The organism is Rikenella microfusus DSM 15922 (assembly GCF_000427365.1).
Classification (GTDB): Bacteria; Bacteroidota; Bacteroidia; order Bacteroidales; family Rikenellaceae; genus Rikenella; species Rikenella microfusus.
Map to the genome: position 1 here is coordinate 1 of NZ_KE386488.1, position 19,369 is coordinate 19,369.

Annotated in this window: 16 protein-coding genes; 15 read left to right on the forward strand and 1 reads right to left on the reverse strand. The window is 57.3% G+C overall.

The window, feature by feature from the left end; all coding sequences use genetic code 11:
• Window positions 1-9: 9 nt before the first annotated feature.
• The 7 genes from RIKMI_RS0100850 (at window position 10) to RIKMI_RS0100880 (ending at window position 8,014) form a co-directional block, all read left to right on the forward strand.
• Window positions 10-1,314 (forward strand): tetratricopeptide repeat protein, encoded by a 1,305-nt coding sequence (locus tag RIKMI_RS0100850; RefSeq protein WP_027290092.1) that lies wholly within the window; start codon window positions 10-12, stop codon window positions 1,312-1,314.
• A 142-nt stretch (window positions 1,315-1,456) separates the two neighbouring features.
• On the forward strand, window positions 1,457-2,902 hold the full coding sequence (sufB, locus tag RIKMI_RS0100855) for a Fe-S cluster assembly protein SufB (RefSeq protein ID WP_027290093.1): 1,446 nt from the start codon (window positions 1,457-1,459) through the stop codon (window positions 2,900-2,902).
• Window positions 2,903-2,948: 46 nt separating this feature from the next.
• Window positions 2,949-3,716, forward strand: coding sequence for a Fe-S cluster assembly ATPase SufC (gene sufC, locus RIKMI_RS0100860; RefSeq protein ID WP_027290094.1), 768 nt, complete (start codon window positions 2,949-2,951; stop codon window positions 3,714-3,716).
• Window positions 3,717-3,719: 3 nt separating this feature from the next.
• Window positions 3,720-4,811 carry a Fe-S cluster assembly protein SufD gene (sufD, locus tag RIKMI_RS14160; RefSeq protein ID WP_051214178.1) on the forward strand — a complete coding sequence of 364 codons (1,092 nt, stop codon included), beginning with the start codon at window positions 3,720-3,722 and terminating at the stop codon, window positions 4,809-4,811.
• A gap of 9 nt (window positions 4,812-4,820) precedes the next feature.
• Complete coding sequence (locus RIKMI_RS0100870; RefSeq protein WP_027290095.1) at window positions 4,821-6,044, forward strand: aminotransferase class V-fold PLP-dependent enzyme; 1,224 nt, start codon at window positions 4,821-4,823, stop codon at window positions 6,042-6,044.
• A 46-nt stretch (window positions 6,045-6,090) separates the two neighbouring features.
• Entirely contained in the window at window positions 6,091-6,783 is a 693-nt protein-coding gene (locus tag RIKMI_RS0100875; protein WP_027290096.1) for a nucleoside/nucleotide kinase family protein, read from the forward strand.
• A complete protein-coding gene (locus RIKMI_RS0100880; protein WP_027290097.1) occupies window positions 6,761-8,014 on the forward strand; it encodes a BT_3928 family protein in 1,254 nt (417 codons plus the stop codon). The genes RIKMI_RS0100875 and RIKMI_RS0100880 overlap by 23 nt, the downstream gene beginning before the upstream one ends.
• Window positions 8,015-8,854: 840 nt before the next feature.
• Here RIKMI_RS0100880 and RIKMI_RS0100885 read toward each other — a convergent pair.
• Window positions 8,855-9,727 carry a hypothetical protein gene (locus RIKMI_RS0100885; RefSeq protein WP_027290098.1) on the reverse strand — a complete coding sequence of 291 codons (873 nt, stop codon included), beginning with the start codon at window positions 9,725-9,727 and terminating at the stop codon, window positions 8,855-8,857.
• A gap of 648 nt (window positions 9,728-10,375) precedes the next feature.
• On the opposite strand from RIKMI_RS0100885, the gene RIKMI_RS14740 reads away from it, so the two are divergent.
• The 8 genes from RIKMI_RS14740 to RIKMI_RS0100925 all read left to right on the forward strand — a co-directional run bounded on the left by RIKMI_RS14740 (window position 10,376) and on the right by RIKMI_RS0100925 (window position 19,366).
• On the forward strand, window positions 10,376-11,038 hold the full coding sequence (locus tag RIKMI_RS14740) for a hypothetical protein (RefSeq protein WP_156877448.1): 663 nt from the start codon (window positions 10,376-10,378) through the stop codon (window positions 11,036-11,038).
• Window positions 11,013-12,287, forward strand: a complete 1,275-nt coding sequence (locus tag RIKMI_RS0100895) for a DUF3575 domain-containing protein (RefSeq protein ID WP_084135124.1) — start codon at window positions 11,013-11,015, stop codon at window positions 12,285-12,287. The genes RIKMI_RS14740 and RIKMI_RS0100895 overlap by 26 nt, the downstream gene beginning before the upstream one ends.
• A gap of 165 nt (window positions 12,288-12,452) precedes the next feature.
• Complete coding sequence (locus RIKMI_RS0100900) at window positions 12,453-13,424, forward strand: DUF5119 domain-containing protein (RefSeq protein ID WP_027290101.1); 972 nt, start codon at window positions 12,453-12,455, stop codon at window positions 13,422-13,424.
• Window positions 13,425-13,442: 18 nt separating this feature from the next.
• Window positions 13,443-14,396, forward strand: a complete 954-nt coding sequence (locus tag RIKMI_RS0100905; protein WP_084135126.1) for a fimbrillin family protein — start codon at window positions 13,443-13,445, stop codon at window positions 14,394-14,396.
• Entirely contained in the window at window positions 14,393-15,412 is a 1,020-nt protein-coding gene (locus tag RIKMI_RS0100910; RefSeq protein WP_027290103.1) for a fimbrillin family protein, read from the forward strand. Before RIKMI_RS0100905 ends, RIKMI_RS0100910 begins: the two co-directional genes overlap by 4 nt.
• A 76-nt stretch (window positions 15,413-15,488) precedes the next feature.
• On the forward strand, window positions 15,489-16,661 hold the full coding sequence (locus RIKMI_RS0100915) for a fimbrillin family protein (RefSeq protein WP_027290104.1): 1,173 nt from the start codon (window positions 15,489-15,491) through the stop codon (window positions 16,659-16,661).
• A 111-nt stretch (window positions 16,662-16,772) separates the two neighbouring features.
• Entirely contained in the window at window positions 16,773-17,837 is a 1,065-nt protein-coding gene (locus RIKMI_RS0100920; RefSeq protein WP_027290105.1) for a fimbrillin family protein, read from the forward strand.
• 452 nt (window positions 17,838-18,289) lie between these two features.
• Window positions 18,290-19,366 carry a BF2992 family fimbrillin-A clan protein gene (locus RIKMI_RS0100925; protein ID WP_027290106.1) on the forward strand — a complete coding sequence of 359 codons (1,077 nt, stop codon included), beginning with the start codon at window positions 18,290-18,292 and terminating at the stop codon, window positions 19,364-19,366.
• Window positions 19,367-19,369 lie beyond the last annotated feature (3 nt).

Genomic DNA, 19,369 nt, shown 5'->3' on the forward strand with positions numbered 1-19,369 from the left:
CTATAAACCATGAAAAAACTCTTTTTGATCCTTGCCGCCGCCGCTACCACGCTGGCCGCAAGCTCCCAGACCAAAGAGCTGGACAATCTGAACAAACGGCTGACCAAAAGCGACGAAGCCGTAGCCGACGCCAAGAAAGCCGCATCGGTCAATACCTGGATCGAGCGTGCGGACGCCCTGTTGGCCGCCTCTAACGCCTACACCAAGGAACTGATCGCCGGTTTTTCCATCGAACAGTCGCTCAACCTGATCGGAGAAGAACCCGCAGAGATCGTCGAGGTCGAAGTATCCGGAAAGCCCCACAAAAAGTACTCGTTCGAAAACTACGACATCTACGTGGACGAAAACGGATCGGTAGCGTTCTGGAACACCAAGAACGAATTCCGGCCGGGCGCCCTGAACGGCGCTTTCGACGCCCTGAAAAAAGCCTACGAAATCGACCCCGCCGCATTCAGCAGCAAAGGGTATCTCGTTGCCACGAACCTGCTCAACCAGTTCAATACCAACGGGATGAACCTTTACAACCTCGACAAGAAAGCCGATGCGGCCAACCTGTTCGTCAAAGCCGCCGAAACCAACCAAATGCTCGGGAACGTCGATTCGGTCATGATCTACTATGCAGGCGTCGCCTATAACGAAGCCGGCGAATATGACAAAGCGTTGGAATACCTGAACAAAGCCCGTGAAATCGGTTACGACCAGCAGGGCGGCGTGGATTCCTATATCGCCTATATCCAGCAACAGCAAGGCAAGGAAGAAGACGCGATCGCCACGCTCGAAGCGGCCACCGTCAAATACCCGACCAACAACCAGCTGGTGACCCAGCTCATCGACCTCTACGTCCAGACCAAACGCAGCCCGGACAAAGTCGTCGCCATGCTCGACAAAGCCAAAGAACTCGATCCGAAAAACGGCGCCCTTTACATGCTCGAAGGCTCCCTGTGGGAACAGATGGGCGAGTCGGAAAAAGCAGAAGCCGCATTCCTGAAAGCGACCGAAATCGAACCGGACAACTATATCGGTTATATGAACGCCGGGATCATGAAAGCCCGTAAAGGGGACAAATTCGTCGAACAGGCCCAAAAACTCGACATCAACGACGTGAAAGGATACAACGCCCTGATCGACCAGGCCATTCCTTTCTACGAAAGCGCCATCGAGCTGCTCGAAAAAGCCCACGAACTCAACCCGAAAGAGATCGCCATCGTCGAGCTGCTCAAAGGGTTATACTACCAAAAACAGGACGAAGGTCCCGAAATGGAAGCCAAATACAAACACTACAACGATCTCTACAAATCGATGCAGGGCGAATAACGTCCCGCTCGTCGGAGATTCAAGGATACGCAATGGGAGCGGATGAAGATTTCATCCGCTCCCATTTTTTAGTATCTTTGTGAAATTTACACAAGCGGCACCCCGTTTGCAGGGTACCCGAAGCTGTAAAACCATCCTTTACATGGAAGAAAGAGAGATCATCGAAAACGCCGCGCAAAGCGAATACAAATACGGATTCACCGCCGACATCGACACCGAAACCATCGGCAAAGGATTGAGCGAAGAGATCATCCGCAAAATATCCGCCCTCAAGGAAGAACCCGAATGGCTGCTCGACTTCCGGCTCAAAGCCTACCGGAAATGGCAGACCATGACCATGCCGGACTGGGCCCACCTGACCATCCCGCCGATCGACTACCAGGAGATCATCTACTATGCCGCCCCCCGTAAAGACAAAAAACTCAAAAGCAGCATGGACGAAGTCGATCCCGAACTGCGGGCCACCTTCGAAAAACTCGGCATCCCGCTCGACGAACAGAAAGCCCTCTCCGGCGTAGCCGTCGATGCCGTGATCGACTCCGTCTCCGTCAAGACCACTTTTCAGGAGAACCTGGCCGAAAAAGGCATCATATTCTGCTCCTTCTCCGAAGCGGTCCGGAACCATCCCGACCTCGTGCGGAAATACATGGGATCGGTCGTCCCCTATACCGACAACTTTTTCGCTGCGCTGAACTCCGCCGTCTTTTCCGACGGTTCGTTCTGTTATATTCCCAAAGGCGTACGCTGCCCGATGGAACTCTCCACCTACTTCCGGATCAACGCGGCCGGCACCGGACAATTCGAACGGACGCTGATCGTGGCCGACGAAGGAGCCTACGTCAGCTATCTCGAAGGCTGCACCGCCCCCATCCGCGACGAGAACCAGCTCCACGCCGCCATTGTCGAAATCGTCGTCGAAAAAGACGCCGAAGTAAAATACTCCACCGTACAGAACTGGTACCCCGGCGACAAAGAAGGAAAAGGCGGCGTATTCAATTTCGTGACCAAACGCGGCATCTGCAAAGGCGACAACGCCCGCCTCAGCTGGACTCAGGTCGAAACCGGATCGGCCATCACCTGGAAGTACCCCTCCTGTATCCTGGCCGGCGACAACAGCGTCGGGGAATTCTACTCCGTAGCTCTGACCGGCAATTACCAACAAGCCGACACGGGCACCAAGATGATCCATCTCGGCAAAAACAGCCGCAGCCGCATCGTCAGCAAAGGCATTTCGTCCGGATTTTCGCAGAACTCCTACCGCGGGCTGGTGCGCGTAGCCAAAACCGCCACCGGATGCCGAAACTACTCCCAGTGCGACTCCCTGCTGATCGGAGACAAATGCGGCGCCCACACTTTCCCCTATATCGAGTGCGGCAACCCCTCCAGCACCGTGGAACACGAAGCCACCACCTCGAAAATCAGCGAAGACCAGCTCTTCTACTGCAACCAGCGCGGCATCTCCACCGAAGAGGCCGTGGGACTGATCGTAAACGGCTACGCAAAAGAGGTGCTGAACCAACTTCCGATGGAATTCGCCGTCGAAGCTCAGAAACTGCTTTCGCTCTCGCTGGAAGGCAGCGTAGGATAACCTGTCAAAAGCATACAAACAGAAACGAGATATGAGTCAGAACAACATATTGGAAGTCAAGAACCTTCACGCTACGGTAGCCGAAGAAGGGAAAGAGATACTGAAAGGAATCGACCTGACCGTGAACGCCGGCGAAGTACACGCCATCATGGGGCCGAACGGATCCGGCAAATCGACCCTCGCCTCGGTGCTGGCCGGAAACGAACGATTCGCCGTAACCGAAGGGAACGTAACGTTCCTCGGGCGGAACCTGTTGGATATGAGCATCGAAGAACGGGCCGCCACCGGCCTTTTCCTCGGATTCCAGTATCCGGTCGAAATACCCGGCGTCTCGATGGCCAACTTCCTGCGGCTGGCCATGAACCAGCAGCGGGCTTTCCGAGGAGAAGAACCCATCTCGTCGGGAGATTTCCTGCGCCTGATGCGTCAGAAAAGCGAAATCGTCGAACTGGGCGACAAACTCATGAACCGCGCCGTGAACGAAGGTTTTTCGGGCGGAGAAAAGAAACGGAACGAAATCTTCCAGATGGCCATGCTGGAGCCGAAACTCGCCGTGCTGGACGAGACCGACAGCGGGTTGGACATCGACGCCCTGCGCGTGGTGGCGACCGGCGTCGCCCGCCTCAAACGGCCCGACAACGCCACGATCGTCATCACCCACTATCAGCGGCTGCTGGACTACATCGTGCCCGACGTAGTGCACGTACTGTACCACGGCCGGATCATCTACTCGGCCGGCAAGGAACTGGCCAAAGAACTGGAAGAACGCGGCTACGACTGGCTGATCCGCGAATACGGCGACAAGGAGGAGTAAACCATGGACAGGACACTGAAAGAACGCTATAAATACACGCCGCTCAGCCGGCTCGCCGCTCCCCTCGGAACGGGAGGCGGCGATCCGGGCCTCGTCTTCGCGGAGATTGAAATCCAGGCGAACGCCTGCCTGTGCCGGAAAGCCGTCGCCACGTCGGAAGAGCTGGAGCAGACGATCGCCGCATCGGAAAAACACCTCGCCGAAGACCCGCTCGTCGCCGACAACCTCGGCACCCCGGACAACCGGGCGCAGGGCATACAGATCGACATCCCGGACAATTTCCGCGCCGACGGCGTGCTATACGTACACCTGCGCTATCCCGGCAACGGAGGGAAATGCGTGCTGCGCAACACCGTCCGGATCGGACGGAACGCCCAGGTACGAATCGCCCTCTACCAGCATCCGGTCACCTGTCCCGACCGGACCGTCATCAACGCGCTGACCGTCGTGGACGCCGCAGCCGGTGCGCAGGCCGAAATCATCGAAGTGACCGAAACTCAGGCGACCTGTTTCGGCACCATACTGAACCGGCAACGCGGCGACTCGCACGTCAAAGTGACCACCATCGACCTCGACAACGCGCTCCTGCGGCGCAACCAGTTCATCTACCTGACCGAACAAGGCGCCGAATGCGATCTCGAAGGCGTTTACATCACCGACGGCACCCAACATTGCGACAACCATATCCGGATGTACCACGCCGTGCCCCACTGCACGAGCAACCAATTGTTCAAAGGTGTAGCCGAAGACGAATCCCACGCCGTATTCACCGGCCAGATCCATGTGGCCAAAAACGCGCAACAGACCGTCGCCTTGCAGGAAAACCACAATATCGTACTGAGCGACAAGGCAAAAATCGACACCCGGCCCCAGCTGGAAATCTACGCCGACGACGTGAAATGCAACCACGGGGCCACCATCGGCCGGCTCGATCCCGAAGCGATCTACTACATGCGCCAGCGCGGGATCGGCCTCGAAGTCGCCCGGCGGCTGCAAATCGAAGGCTTCATCGACGAAATCATCGACCACAGCCACATCGAAGACCTGGGGCACCTGCTGCACGAAAAAGTATCGAGACGGCTGCTGAACATATAATCCCGGACTATGAAAACGCTCTCAGAAATACGTTCGGACTTTCCGATCCTCGCCTCCGCGGTGAACGGCAAACCGCTGGTCTATCTGGATACCGCGGCCACGGCCCAGAAACCGGAAACCGTCATCCGCACCATAGATAGCCTGCACCGGACCCTGAACGCCAACATACACCGGGGCATCCATTACATGGCCGAAGAGACCACCGCACGCTACGAAGCCGCACGGGAACAGGTCCGGGGCCTGCTCAACGCCGCATCCGTCCGGGAAATCGTATTCACCAGCGGCGCCACGCAATCCATCAATCTGGTAGCCTCCAGTTTCGGAGAGCGATTCGTGCGCGAAGGGGACAACCTCCTCGTCACCGAGATGGAACACCATTCCAACCTCGTTCCGTGGCAATTCGTCGCAGAACGCAAAGGAGCGGAACTGCGGGTACTGCCTTTCGACGACGAAGGCGCCCTGCGGCTCGATCTGCTGCCCGGACTGATCGACGAACGAACCCGCATCGTCGCGGTGACCCAGGCGTCCAACGTATTGGGCACTATGCCCGACCTGCGGCGGATCATCGATCTCGCCCATGCCCGCGGCATTCCCGTACTGGTGGACGGCTGCCAGGGTATCGTACACGGGCTGACCGACGTACAGGCATTGGATTGCGACTTTTACGCTTTCTCCGGCCATAAGCTCTACGGTCCCACAGGCATCGGCGTGCTGTACGGCAAAGAAAAATGGCTGGATGCCCTGCCGCCGTACATGGGCGGCGGCGACATGGTCGGTACCGTCACGCTGCCGCAGGGCACCACCTTCGCCGAGCTGCCGCTGAAATTCGAAGCCGGGACATCCAACTACATCGGAGCGATCGGTCTGGGCGCCGCCATCGAATATTTCAGCAGTCTGGACTCCGAATGGCTCTACGACCACGAAAACGCCCTGCTGGAACGCGCCGCGGACCGGCTCGTCCGGGAAGTGGACGGACTCCGCATCTACGGCACCGTACCCGGCAAAAGCCCCATCGTGTCGTTTACCGTCGAAGGGACCCATCCCGCCGACATCGGCATGATTATCGACAAGCTGGGCGTGGCCATACGCACCGGCACCCACTGCGCCGAACCGGTCATGACCCACTACGGCCTGACGGCCATGTGCCGCCTCTCCATCGGCCTGTACAATACGGCGGAAGAGATAGACACCGCCGTGGCCGCGGTAAAAAAAGCGGTCGGCATGTTGCGGTAAGCACCCTTTTCCTCATAACCCGAAACCCCACTTACCCCGGAAAACCATGTTCATCGTTATCGAAGGGCTCGACGGAGCCGGCAAATCCACCCAGGTGGGCCTGATGCGCCGCCTGCTGGCCGAACGATACGGAAAAACGGTCGAGTACCTCCACTTTCCCCGCTTCGACGCACCGGTTTACGGCGACCTCGTCGCACGGTTCCTTCGCGGCGAACTGGGGGCACTGGACGAAGTAAACCCCTATCTGGTCGCACTCATCTACGCCGGCGACCGGCAGCAAGCCGCCCCATTGATCCGAAGCTGGCAGGCCGACGGCAAAGCCGTAATCGTAGACCGCTACGTCTATTCCAACATCGCCTACCAATGCGCGAAACTCCCGCCAGAGATCCTTTCCGGCGAGCGCAACGCCCTGAAACATTGGATTCTGGACCTCGAATATACGCACAACCGGATTCCGAAGCCGGATCTGTCCCTTTTTCTGGACGTACCCTTCTCCTTTACCGAACAGAAACTCGCCGAACAGCGCGAAGGCAGCGACCGGGATTATCTGAAAGGGAAAACGGACATCCACGAAGCCTCGCTGGCCCTGCAACGGAACGTCCGGGAGATTTACCTCTCCTGCGCGGCCGACGATCCGGATTTCCGGATCATCGGCTGCGGCGACGCGCAAACCGGCGGCATGCTCCCTCCCGACGCCATTTTCAATAAAATAGCCGATGAAATTGCTCGATACTTTTAAAGAACGCCACCCGAAAGCCGCACACCACATTTCCGGCAAACTGGTCGCCGTGGCCCGTTACCATCTGGCCGCCCTCTTCATTCTTTCGGGAGCCTCCAAAGCCATCGACCCGTTCGGCCTCTCGATCAAACTCGGAGAGTACTTCTCCGCCATGGGCCTCGACTTCCTGCGGATATTCGACAGCACCGGAGCCATCCTGCTGCCCTCGCTGGAACTACTGGTCGGATTCATGCTGCTGAGCGGCATTTCACGGCGCCTGACGGCCTGGCTCGCTTTCGCAGCCATGAGCTTCTTCACTTTGCTGACCCTCTGGCTGGCCATCGCCAACCCGGTGAGCGACTGCGGGTGTTTCGGCGACCTGATCCATCTGACCAACTGGGAGACTTTCTTTAAAAACCTCGTCTTCTACCCCTTCTCCGTTATCGTCTTCCTGGCCCGGAACAGCCAGCGGAAACTCAACCCCTCCCCCCTGCGGACCGGGCTGACCTATGCCGTACTGATACCGGCGAGCCTGGGACTGAGTATCTATTGTTACAGTTATCTGCCGCCCATCGACCCCACGCCGTTCAAAATCGGGGTAAACATCCCGCACGCCATGACTGTGCACGAAAACCAGATGCAGACCATCCTGGTTTACAAAGACAGGCAGGACGGCACGCTGCATGAATTCAGCATCGAAGACACCACGTGGTACGACTCCTCGCGCTGGGAATACGTCGATACCCGGACGATCGGCCAGAGCACTGCGCCGGAAATCAAAACCGTACCGATGTTCGAAGGCAACATCGACCGTTCGGCCGAGATACTGGAACGCAAAGGCTATACCCTGCTCTTCGTCGTGAACGATTACGACCCGCGCTACGAACCGGACATGTCTGCGCTGGCAGCCTACATTCATCGCTACGGAGGACGCGCAGTCGCTTTGAGCGCCGCAGGATTGCCTCCGTCGCTGGCCGAGAACGGCATCGAACCGCTCGAAAGCGACTACACGGTACTGCACACCATGATCCAGCACCGGATCGGCGGCGCCATTCTGCTGCACGACGGCACCATCATGGGCAAATGGCCCATGAACCACCTGCCTCGGTGGCGGGAGGCCGACCACGACCCTCTAAGCAATGTCCTGACCGATAGCCGTACCGCCCGCGAAGAACTGCTCGTTCTGCTCTTTATGCTGGCCATCGCCTTGGTCGCCGTCGCGACGATTCGGACTTACGTCCGTCCTCGGTAAACTCCAGCCGGGCTTGCGGTATTCCGGTTCGATGACATAAATGTCTTTCGCCGACGGGCGTTTATTTTTCTTCGCCCGCTCGTGCCGCGAAGGCATCTGCTTCTCCGGACGCCTCAAGCCGGCGAGGCATCTTCTTTTTTACCTGCAATTTGCCGGTGGCTTCCTCGCGGTGGCTCTCCGTAATCCTCAAACGGTCTCTGGTCTCGGTACGCTGCCCGGTTCCTCCTGACGCCTCAGCTATTCAGCAGAGAGCACTACTTATTTAATTTACAGTTAAATGGCAGGAACAGCCTTTGCGACCTTTAGGTCGCGCGGGCCGCAGCCTCCCGCAGCGGAGGCCCGGTGCCGAGCGGCATTCGAGCCGGGCTGTAAGTACCCTATTCTCCGCAGGCTACGACTATGGTCAAACAAACATACGGTTAAATTTGTAATTTATCTATTTTTCGCCCCGGAGCCAGCGAGGGCCAGACCGAGCTTGGCGAGTGTTGCAGTCCTTCGCCGGGGGGCTCCGGGCTGACCGCTACGCGGACAAATAACCGTACACTAAAATATATTGTATCCTGCAGGTAGAGGCTGAAAACCCGACTGTACCGTATTGCCGGTTCGCCAGATGATCGGCGCCTGGGTTCGCTTCGCAGAGAGGTTCGGGGCACAATACGAGAATTCCTGCGAGACAAAGAAACGACTGTCCCGGGAATCTTTCGGCACGCCGGAGACTGTGTGATGAATCGGCGGAAACCGTGAGTTTCCGGGAAAACAACCTATCCGACGCGATCTGGGCGGAGCCGCTTTCGGACAGTGATCCAATCTTTTCGGAGAAGGGATACGGAAAACGGCGGTTTATAAATCGGCGGAAAGCGATAAAGCACCGCAGACTTCGGTCGAAGTCTCGCCGACTCCGTTGCCCACCCACTGGTTCAGGGCGGTATAGACTTTGATTTGCCGGATGGCGGTCAGCACGACGGGATTTCCGTCCCTATCGACCGCATTGTCGAGGTCGAATTTATTGCTGGCCCGCGTATCGGGGTCGTTGCCGACCATTTCGTTGTAGTCGGCCGACCAGTTGTCGGCATACCCCCATGCAAAAGCGGTCTGTACGTATTTATTGCCGCTTTCGCTCCAGGACGAATTGTCCGGCAGGCGGACACCGGAAAAGCTCAGTTCCTGAGGATTTCCGGGCAGAAACAATGGCCAGTACGGCTGGGTATGGTACGTAACGGTACGCACGGTTCCCCGCCCGCCTCGGTTATCGCTCCACGGTACGTCTTCCGCTGTTTCGGTCTGGGCGGGCTTGGTATAGGCGATCGTATAGTCCTGCAAGGTTCCGGCTGCGCCGTCTTCGGAACCTTGCAGGCGGTACCAGACATTGCCGTCGGGACTGACCTCCACGATGCCCGGTTCCGAATTGCCGTCGAAAGCGTTGCCGAAAATCACGAAGTCGGTGCCGTCGATATTTCGCACTTCGTGGTCGAATTCAAAGATGACATAACCGCCGAAGCCTCCCAGCGACAGGCAGCCGTTCCTGCCTCCCACGATACCTTCCGCAGCCGTCGCATTGCCTTGGAATGTGTTGATGAACTGGCCGGGAGCGGGACGGTATTCCACAACGCGGGATATCCATTTGGAGTTACCCGGATCATCCGGGCCGTGCTCGGTATTGCAGGCCGTAACGGACAGCGCTGCGAGTGCGCATACGAAGCTGTTGTATCTCATGTGTCGTAACGAATCGAGTGACAAAGATAACTTTTTTGTCGTTTGCGGGCTGCGTATCGGCCGGCGGAAACTCTTCCCGATTAACTCCGGAACGCGGTCTCTGTATTAAGGTAATGGTAAGATACGATTTTACCCGGCTGTGGGCAAAGTCGCATATATGTATGATGTACCCAATATTAAGATGCGGCCCATCCCGGTCGGTTCTGCGCCGGAGGCCACGAGGCGATGCAACTCCGGGCAAAAGTCCGGTGCGGGCCGAAATGCACTGAGAATCAAGTATGCATATTAAGAAAGGTAAAGTCGTACATAGTTACCTTAATTAATTATGTCATTAAATTGTATTTCAGCGGAGAGAACAGATGACGGAATATCGCCCTTACTCGCTTTTTAACGCACCGCAAACGGATGTATTTCGGACAAAATTCGGGTGAAAATTTGCATTTGGAATTTCTTTCAGTATTTTTGTTGTCAGATATTAGGCAGGGAGAGGCTTCTTGCGATTCGGTTGGATAATTGCATGGGATTTGGAATTTTCAGTCGTTCAGCGTGTTGTGATATGAAAAAATTTGGGGAGGAAAGAGGGGGATGTGGTAGAGGCCGGGGCTGAAAATGACAGAAGGCAAAAAAATGGTCAGAGGTTTTGTCATAATGACGGAAGATACCGATCGGACGGGAGCGGAAATAGCCCGACTGAGGCGATACGGTGTCGATGGAATCGAGATGGCCGAAAGCCGGGACAAGGCGAAAAAGCGCTTTTTGGAAGCTGCGGAATCGTTGGATGAAGGCGACAAACTGGTAGTCTGTTCGTTGAGCATGGTCTGCCGGGGTGTGGAAGAGCTGCTGGAGGTGTTTTTGGTATGGTCGCACAGGCGTTTCGCCCTGGTGTCTCTGGACGAGGTGTGGCTGGAAGAGTGCCGGGAAGTATTGTTCGAAGGCGGAGGCGAACTTCTGCTGGACCGTATCCACCGTTTCGTGCCTTCGTTGGCGGCTGGCAGGCGCGGCCGGAAAAAGGAACAGATCGCGGAAAAAGGATACGTTCAGGGCGGCCGGCCGAAAGGATCGATCAAAATGACTGCCGAGAAGCTCGATCTGGCGGTAAGGATGTATTGCCGGGGCGATTTTACGGTAAGGGACATATGCGATATCGTACGGTGCAACGAACGGAGCATGTACCGGTATCTGAAATTACGGGGAGTCGGGGGAATGAGGAAAATATCCGGAACTTCCGCCGCCGACCACAAGGGGGAGGTGAAAAAAAAAACGCGCCGTTCCGCAAAATTAACGTATGCAGCAATCCGGAATAAAGAGTAATGCGAAACGTCTGACGGCGGTGCTGATATTGACGGCCGCCGGGCTGTGCGCGACGGGACTTCGTGCCCAGTCGCGGTACGGAAGTTATTCGGGCGGGACGACCGTGAATCTGACTCAGCCGCAGAAGCTGAAGTTCTATTTCGTCATGGGCAGCAGCGATCTGGTATTCCATTACGGGCCGAACCTGATGCAGCGCCAACAGTTCGATTCTTTGGCGAAACGGGTGGCAGTGCTGCGGACGGCCCGCTTCGATTCGGTCGTGGTAACGGCATATACGTCGTCCGAGGACAGTCGGATCGGCAGCCGGGAGCTGGCCGAAGCGAGGATCGCTGCGGTGAAGGATTATGTGATCCGGACTTTGGAGCACAACGAGTTGGAAGGTATCGCCATTCTGTCGCAGATCCGTCCGGCGGAAGATGAAACCGACGAAGAGGCGGTCGGCGGGGACGATGATCCGTGGCTGGCAGGCGACGATATATATAATAAAGTGAGGCGGGTCGAATTCACGGCTTATCTGAATGCGGCGCAGGGATACGGCCCGGCGGTGCGGATGGAGGAGCAGTTCGGTGTGACGCCGGAGCTGACGGAGTTGCTGGCGGATACCATTTCGGAAGCGCAGCGGGAACGGCAACGGGCGGCGATCGTGACGAATCCTTACCCGGTATGGCAGCCCGGAGGTGCGCACCGACAGCAGAAAATCAGGAGTTATGCCGTGCGCGACAGGTATACGGGACCGATCGACCAGGTGGTTTCGTTGCGTACCAATATCCCGTATTGGCTGATGCTGGCGCCGAACGGAGGGATAGAGTTCCACATAGGCGGCCATTTCTCGATTTTGCTGGAAGGGGCGGTCACTTATTGGAACAAAAAAAACGACACCGGCGACAAAGGGATATACGTGGCGGGCGGCGGGCCGGAATTCCGATATTGGTTCGGCGACGACCGTTCGGAGGCGGGACATGTGGTCGGCCTGTACGGGCAGTATGCGGATTTCGACATCAAACTGAACGAGAAAGGACGCCAGGGTACCGCGATAGGCGGGGGGATCAGCTACGGTTACTACATGCCCGTAGGGAGGCGCTGGGCGTTCGAATTCGGTATCGGGCTGGGGTACCTCAGCAACAAAATGGACGTATACAAGTGGAATCCGGTCGTGAAGAAAAACCTTTGGATGGAACACAAGACCAAGGCGTGGATCGGTCCGACCAAAGTCAATGCCACGGTGATTTTCCGTATCGGGCATAAATAAGACATGAGAGCGGACGGGAAGGGAGAGGTACGGAAAATATTATGACAAAAATTAAGTTGCGAAGCATGTATTAATAACACTATTCCGGACGTCGGAGAGAACGCAGTGCTGCGGGCGGTACGTTTCGGATAAGACATGCACGGCGACGACACGAGAGATAGATCAATGAAAACCCGGTCGAAATACGGTTATATGTCGGCAGCGTTGGCAGTCGGAGTGGCTGTCGCGGCGGTGCTGACTTTCGTCGGATGCAAGAAACGGCCTTATACGCGCATCGCCCGGTTGCCGTTGCAGGTAGAGTTGGATTGGTCTGCGGTCGAAGGAAGCGGCGACAAGATTCCGGCTACGCTCAAACTATATCTGTTCCGGGAAGACGGGACCCTTCAGGCCCAGTACGATATTCCCAAGGAAGGACAGGTGCTGGGGCTGCTGGATGTGGGGACGTACAAGGCGATCTGCGTCAATGTGAACGATTATGTCGAAGTGCTGAACTCCAATAAGTACGAGACGACGCAGATGGTGGCCAAACCGGCCTCGTCCTCGTACCTGTCCGACGGGTTGTCCAAAGCCGAAGGCAATACGGTCATTTACCAGCCGGGATGGATATTTTCGAGCAGTATTCCGGAGATCAGGGTGGGCGATCCGGCCATTACGGACGATGCGAATACCGTATCCACGGTAGTCTTCCCGATGGAGAGGCGGGTGAAAACCGTCAATTTCCGCTTTACGGTAAGCGGCCTCACCGACGAGATCGAAGAGGTGAAAGGGACGCTGGACAACGTCGCGGCGATGGTCGAACTGTCGAGCGGCGAAATCGTTTGCGGACACGAGGCGGCATCCCCTTTCCGGCTGGAATATCAGGCGGACGGGACGCTCGGAGGCACGATGCTGATCTTCGGGAACGAAGCGGACGAAAATCCGGATCTCAGGAACGACCTTCATTTGCAGTTCGAGACCGAATCGGGGCGTATGATTACGCTGCACGAGGATATTACCGAACAGATGAAAGAGGAGAGCGTGGAGGGAGAGCTGAACATAGATATCGAAGCCAACCTGGACGTGCGGTTGAATGCCGGTTTCGTAACGATCGTCATCACTTGGAAGCCGGGGGCGAGCGAAGACATAGAGGGACAGTAGCGGAACCGGAATACGATTATGAAAAGAATACTATCATACGTGGTTTGGATCCTTTCCGCGGCATTGCTGTGGGGATGCAGCAAACGTGCGATGGGGCGGATGGAAAGCGGCGCCAAACTCCCGGTGCAGTTCAGCTGCGAAGGGTTCTCGAAAACGGGCGGCGCGGCGACGCGCGTGACCGGCGAGAATTTCGAGCCGGGGGACGTGGTCGGCATGTTCTCATACCCGTCCGACGGGCCGATGTTCGGTTCCGGCGACTTCACCAAAGGCAACGTACCGTATGTGTATATGCAGGATGGGGAATTGCTGGTCCGCGAGGGAGAGGTCCCGCTCTATTTCCCCGACGATCCTTCCGTCCCGCTGACATTCAAAGGCTATTATCCCTATTCGGAACAAATGACGGCCGATGGCCTCCTTACGCTGGATCTGGCCGACCAGCGTACAGGCGAAAAAAATGCGGTACTCTATTCCGACAACGCGCAGCGGATCGTCCGGACGGCGAATTATGTCGGCCTCGAATTCGGTTATGCGATGGCGCAGGTGATTATCCGCATCCAGTACGATCCCGACGAGATGCCCGGCGGCGACGTGGCTGCCGTCTCGGCCGTGACGCTCGAAGGGGAAGGGATATACTCCGCGTGCGATTTCCATATGGCGGACGGGAGCGTTACCGCTGCTGCGGGCGTCCCGGCACGCGGGACGATCGGCATGCGTCCGGGAAGCGCGGAAACCACGGCGACCGTAGCGCCCGCGACGGCCCGCGACCTGACGGTAAGCGTGACTACCCCGGCTCACACCTATGTCGCCCGGCCCAGGGACATCACGTATGAACGGGGCCGCCAATACACTTATAACGTAACGCTCAAAGGAGGCGGCGAAGCGCAGATCGGCGAAGCGTCGATCGTGGACTGGGAACCGGGCAACGACGGGCTACCTCCCATTATCGGCGTGCCGGAATACGAACAGCGATGAAGCAGACGATTCTCATAGGACTCTTGTCGGCGGTCGCGGTAACCGGATGCAAATCGGAGCAATGGGTACGCGACGACGGCTCGGTGCGTTTCGCGGCCTACCGGCCCGCGAATGCCGCGGAGACGAAAGTGACCGGGACGAACTTCGATGCGGGAGACGAAATCGCCGTATTCGCGCCGCTGGCCGGCAACCCGATCCACGGGGAGTACGACACTCAGGGCAGCGGTCCGGCCAAAGACCGGAGATATGTGGCGGACGACAATAACAATTTCGCGGCCAAAACCGAAAGCGACAAAATCCGGTACTCGACGACCTCCGCGAAACTGGACTTTTATGCGGTCTATCCGGCCATGGGGCCGGCCCCGAGATACGCCGTCGTCGATCGGAACACCTATCGGATCGACCTGGGGAACATTGCCGACCAGCGCAAGGCCGGAGCTGTCGTGCCGTATATCTATTCCAATAATGCGAAAGCGAAAGGAGCGGGCGACGGCGTGGTGACGCTGGAATTCCGGAACGTATTCGCCAAGATCGGCATCGACGTGGATTACGACCGCGGGATGATGGGAGATACCCTGAGCCGGGTGGAATTCTACGCCGCAGACGGGCTGTACCGGGAATGCGTGATCGACCTGACCCTCGGCGACCATGCGGCGGTGGCGACGAACGGCGGCCGGGAAGTGCCGGCTACCGCGGCCGAACCTTACTATTTCCGCCCTCCGTTGAAAGAGGCCGCGCGGACCGAAGGGTATATCGTGCCGGGTACCGCCCGTAACCCGGTGATCCGCCTGACGTTCGGCGACCCGGCCCCTGCGATCGGTACCGACGGCGGAGCCGCACCCCGTCCGAAAGTCTATCTCTGCGAAATACCCGCCGAAAGTTCGCAGGTGGTTTACGAAGCGGGCAAAGCCTATACGTACAGGATTACGATCGACAGTAAAGTGGAGGTCGGTATCGGCGGAACCATCGAAGAGTGGGTGGCGGCCGGCGGCGTACCCCCCATTTACGCGGAATGAAACGGAGACCGGGGAAAAGTCCGGACCCGATAGAACGAAATCAACACGAAGTCAAACAAACAAAACAAAAAAGATTATGAAAAAAAGTCTCCTTTTGGCAGCTGCGTCGCTTGCGGCGATCAGCTGTTCGAAACGGGAAATGGGGACTAACCCGTACGCCCCCGACCCGAACGAAGTGATCTTCTCCAGCGGGGCCGCCGATGTAGTTCCCGGATCGAAAGTGACTGTCGATCAAACGAAAGGCAGCACTTTCGAAGTGAATGACGAAATCGGCATCTACGCCGTGCTCGACGGTAAGAAAATCGACGAAGGCGATGCTTTCCCGACCAATACCGCCGTACAGTACAAAAATAAGACCTATAAAGTCGCTTCCGTAGAGGAAGAAGATCCGTACGAGGCATCGTTCACGGCTACGGATAACGACAATAAGATCTATTACCTGCCGGGCGGCCAGGCGTATAACTATTACGCTTATTTCCCGACCTCCAGCGTGAGCGATGTCAATATGAGCGCCTCCACCTTTTCGTATGAAGAGACCAGCAACGACTTCGCCAACCAGACGGCTCTGTTCTCTCAGGACAACATGTCGCTGGTCGTAACTCCGGCTGAAGCATATCCCGGTCCGATGATGTACGCATATTATAAGACGGCGGACAAAGCGGCCACCAACGGCGGTGCGAACACTCCCGTAAACTTGGAGTTCAAATACGCGAATGCGAAACTGAGCCTGGCTATCGAGATGGATCAGGCCGCAGGTAATGTGGAAGACATCACCTCCATCGAGCTGTACGCCAAAGAGGGGCTGTACCAGGGCTATACGTTCGACCTGAAGCAGGCGGACGAAACTTCCCCGGCCGTCGTAAAGCAGGGCAGCGCGACCAAACTGGACGGCAGCGGCAGCGGGCGTACCTTGCAGTCTTACCAGTTCCAGAACCTGATCGACAACAAGTCAGGCGCAACGACCACTTCGCACGTAACCGGTTACCTGATTCCGGCTACCGGTATCCAGGATGCCGTCATTCGGATCACGACCGGCAGCAACAAGTCGGCCGAAGTATTCAAGGCACGTCTCGACAAATCGACGACGGGCGAAAATGTCTCCAGCGGCGAAAACTACCTGCCGACGATCGAAGCCGGCAAGGAATACAAGTTCAAGATCAAGATCACCAAGAAAGAGGTACAGTTCACCGGTACCATCGAAGACTGGGTACCGGTCGATAAGACGGGCACGGTGATTCCCGCCGAATAATCCGCCGGACAGGAACCGACCGGATGGCCGGGGCCGATGTGCGATTCCGCATGGCGGCTCAGGCCCGCCGGTCGATAATATACGGGATAATACGTAACTGAAAAACAAACCATGAAAAAAGTTTCGATTTTGGCAGCTACGGCTCTGGTGGCCGTCGGCTGTAACAAAAAACCGCTCGAAATGCCTGCCGCTCCGGTATATCCGGATATGGAGGCGCCGGTTTCTTTCGGCGCCACGGCCGATGTCGAGGTGACTCCCTCGAAAGCGCAAAGCGACGTATCGACGAGCCAAAAGTTGGGAGTCTTCGCGTTCAAAGCCGACGCGCATCCGACGACCAATGGCAGCGACGAAGCCGATAACGCATTGTGGTGCAATGCGGAAAATTTGGAATATACCTGGCAAACCAACGCATTCGCGGAAAAAAACAGTACGAAAACGCTGTTCTGGCCGGGAACGGGTACGACGGATAACGAACTTTCGTTTACCAGCTATTTCCCGCACCAGCCGGACGGTGTGACTGATTATGTACTGACGAAGAGCCTGAAAGACCAAAGCGCCGCGCCGGATTACGGTTTCGCCTGGGCGTCATCGGACGGTATCGTACGTCCGGAGCCGGTTTCTGCCAAACAATTGGATTTTACGTATAAAATCGCCAAGATCACTTTCTCGATTATCGGCGACGGTACTACGGTCGGCGCCAGCGGCATTACCGATACCGATGTGAAATCGATCAAGATTTACAGTGCCGGCAAGGGGCTGTACGAAACCTACAAACTCGACCTGCTGACCGGGAATCCTACCGGTGAAACGGATATTCAGAAGGCAGATCCGATGACCTTGAAAGCTGTCCAGCAGGCCGGGGGCGACTCTCCCAAACCGTCGCAGCAAAACTATGTCGAAGCGGTCGCTTATGTAGCCCCCTCGACGGAAGAAGAGCTGAAGAGCAACGGCATCACGGTCGAGATCGTATATAACGACGGGGTATCGGACCAGACCTATACAGCAGAACTCAAAACCGGTACCGGATCGTTGAGCGGCGATGCCGCTTTCGCAAACGGTTTGGTTGCGGGCAATAACTATAAATATACGCTGAAACTCGGCAAGTCGGGCATCACGTTCACCGGTAAGGTAACGGACTGGACCGACGTGGATGGCGGCGAAGTCGATCTTCAGTAAATCGATTGCGGGTCGGCGGAAGCCGGCCGGACTCACTCCGATATAGTTTCGACCGGGACGTATTCCCCCGGGCAGTACGCCCCGGTTTTATCATTTGCCTGCGGATGCGACGGACAGCGGCGGTGGCGAGGCAGGCGTGCGGAGAGCGGGGCGAGACGCCCTGGATGCGGGGATCGGGAGAGCGGGTACGAGGCGGTAAAATAAACTAAGGAACGGCAAACGGCCGGATTCGATCCGGAACACGCCTGCCGCCCTTGACAAACAAAACAAACAAAACAAACAAAACAAACAAAACTTAAGACAACCCCAGGTCGTCGGCAGCCGGAAACGGGCCATCTTCCCTTCGATGGACGCTACCGCTCCGACAGCCTTCGACATATAAAGCATAAAGCGTGCCGAAGTCCGTCTCCCTCCGACGGGCCGGGCGTGCGAACCAATCAAGCCAGGCAAATATGAAGCGTTTCTTTGCTGTATTGCTGTGTATCGGCATATCCGGCATCTGGAGCTGCAAACGCGGCGGATCGTTTCCCGATCCGGGCGCGGAAAACGGCAAGACCTGTCCGGTGGAGTTCTCCGCCGCCGGGGCGACTGTCCTGCAAGCCGCAGCGACCAAAGCCGACATCAATCTGACAGAAGGTACGACCGTGCGCGTATTCGTCTATAAACGTGCGCCGGGAAGTGCTGCCGCCGATCCGGCGGCGGATACCTACGTTACCGAAAATACCTACAAAATCCTTAGCGACGGCTCGTTCGAGCCGTGTACGACCGACGCGTCGGGCGGCGTAATCGCCGGGAGCGGCTCTCCCATGGAGTTGCACACCGGGGAGTACGACTTCTATGCCTATGCTCCGGCCGCGGAGATGTCCGCGCGTCCGGAACTGCAAGTGGAACACGGCACCGACCTGATCGCGACCGGGGCCGTAACCCGCCTCGTAAGCGGAAAGCGGACCGAAGTCGATCTCCTGTTCACGCACCGGGCCTCCCAGCTGCATTTTACCGTGACGCGGAAAGCGGATGCCCATACCGTATATGCCGTGTCGATGCAGGATGCCGGAGTAACGGTCGGGAAACTGGCCGCTTCGCCGGCGGCTTACCGGCTGGGCGGCAGCCTGCGAGTGGCCGGAACGGCGTACAGCGGGGTTTCGGAAATTCCGGGATCGCGTTTCACGCAGGTCAATGATTACACGGCGTCGGTGTTGGATACGATTCTGCCGCGCGAAGCGAACAGCGATCCGGAGGACGACCTGACGCTGACTTTCAACGTGCTGATAAACCAATCCCTCTACAGAACCTATACGGCTACGGTCAGCGGGCGGGAGTTCCGGCCGGGGAACCGCTACCTGTTCAACGTGACGATCAAGGACGGCGGGGCCGTGCTGACGATGTTCGAATTGCTGCCATGGACGAACAACGTGATGACCGACATGGAGGTGGGCGGCGACCCGTCGAACGGTATCGTGTTGGGCGAGTGGACCGAAACCGGGTGGAGCACCGGTATGGGAGAGGGCGACGGGGAGTTCGCGTTTTAGGTG

What these genes read in the sequence shown, in the direction of transcription:
- RIKMI_RS0100850 (WP_027290092.1), top strand. Translation starts at nt 10, where the DNA reads ATGAAAAAACTCTTTTTGATCCTTGCCGCCGCCGCTACCACGCTGGCC.
- sufB (WP_027290093.1), top strand. Translation starts at nt 1,457, where the DNA reads ATGGAAGAAAGAGAGATCATCGAAAACGCCGCGCAAAGCGAATACAAA.
- sufD (WP_051214178.1), top strand. Translation starts at nt 3,720, where the DNA reads ATGGACAGGACACTGAAAGAACGCTATAAATACACGCCGCTCAGCCGG.
- RIKMI_RS0100870 (WP_027290095.1), top strand. Translation starts at nt 4,821, where the DNA reads ATGAAAACGCTCTCAGAAATACGTTCGGACTTTCCGATCCTCGCCTCC.
- RIKMI_RS0100875 (WP_027290096.1), top strand. Translation starts at nt 6,091, where the DNA reads ATGTTCATCGTTATCGAAGGGCTCGACGGAGCCGGCAAATCCACCCAG.
- RIKMI_RS0100880 (WP_027290097.1), top strand. Translation starts at nt 6,761, where the DNA reads ATGAAATTGCTCGATACTTTTAAAGAACGCCACCCGAAAGCCGCACAC.
- RIKMI_RS0100885 (WP_027290098.1), bottom strand. Translation starts at nt 9,727, where the DNA reads ATGAGATACAACAGCTTCGTATGCGCACTCGCAGCGCTGTCCGTTACG.
- RIKMI_RS14740 (WP_156877448.1), top strand. Translation starts at nt 10,376, where the DNA reads ATGACGGAAGATACCGATCGGACGGGAGCGGAAATAGCCCGACTGAGG.
- RIKMI_RS0100895 (WP_084135124.1), top strand. Translation starts at nt 11,013, where the DNA reads ATGCAGCAATCCGGAATAAAGAGTAATGCGAAACGTCTGACGGCGGTG.
- RIKMI_RS0100900 (WP_027290101.1), top strand. Translation starts at nt 12,453, where the DNA reads ATGAAAACCCGGTCGAAATACGGTTATATGTCGGCAGCGTTGGCAGTC.
- RIKMI_RS0100905 (WP_084135126.1), top strand. Translation starts at nt 13,443, where the DNA reads ATGAAAAGAATACTATCATACGTGGTTTGGATCCTTTCCGCGGCATTG.
- RIKMI_RS0100910 (WP_027290103.1), top strand. Translation starts at nt 14,393, where the DNA reads ATGAAGCAGACGATTCTCATAGGACTCTTGTCGGCGGTCGCGGTAACC.
- RIKMI_RS0100915 (WP_027290104.1), top strand. Translation starts at nt 15,489, where the DNA reads ATGAAAAAAAGTCTCCTTTTGGCAGCTGCGTCGCTTGCGGCGATCAGC.
- RIKMI_RS0100920 (WP_027290105.1), top strand. Translation starts at nt 16,773, where the DNA reads ATGAAAAAAGTTTCGATTTTGGCAGCTACGGCTCTGGTGGCCGTCGGC.
- RIKMI_RS0100925 (WP_027290106.1), top strand. Translation starts at nt 18,290, where the DNA reads ATGAAGCGTTTCTTTGCTGTATTGCTGTGTATCGGCATATCCGGCATC.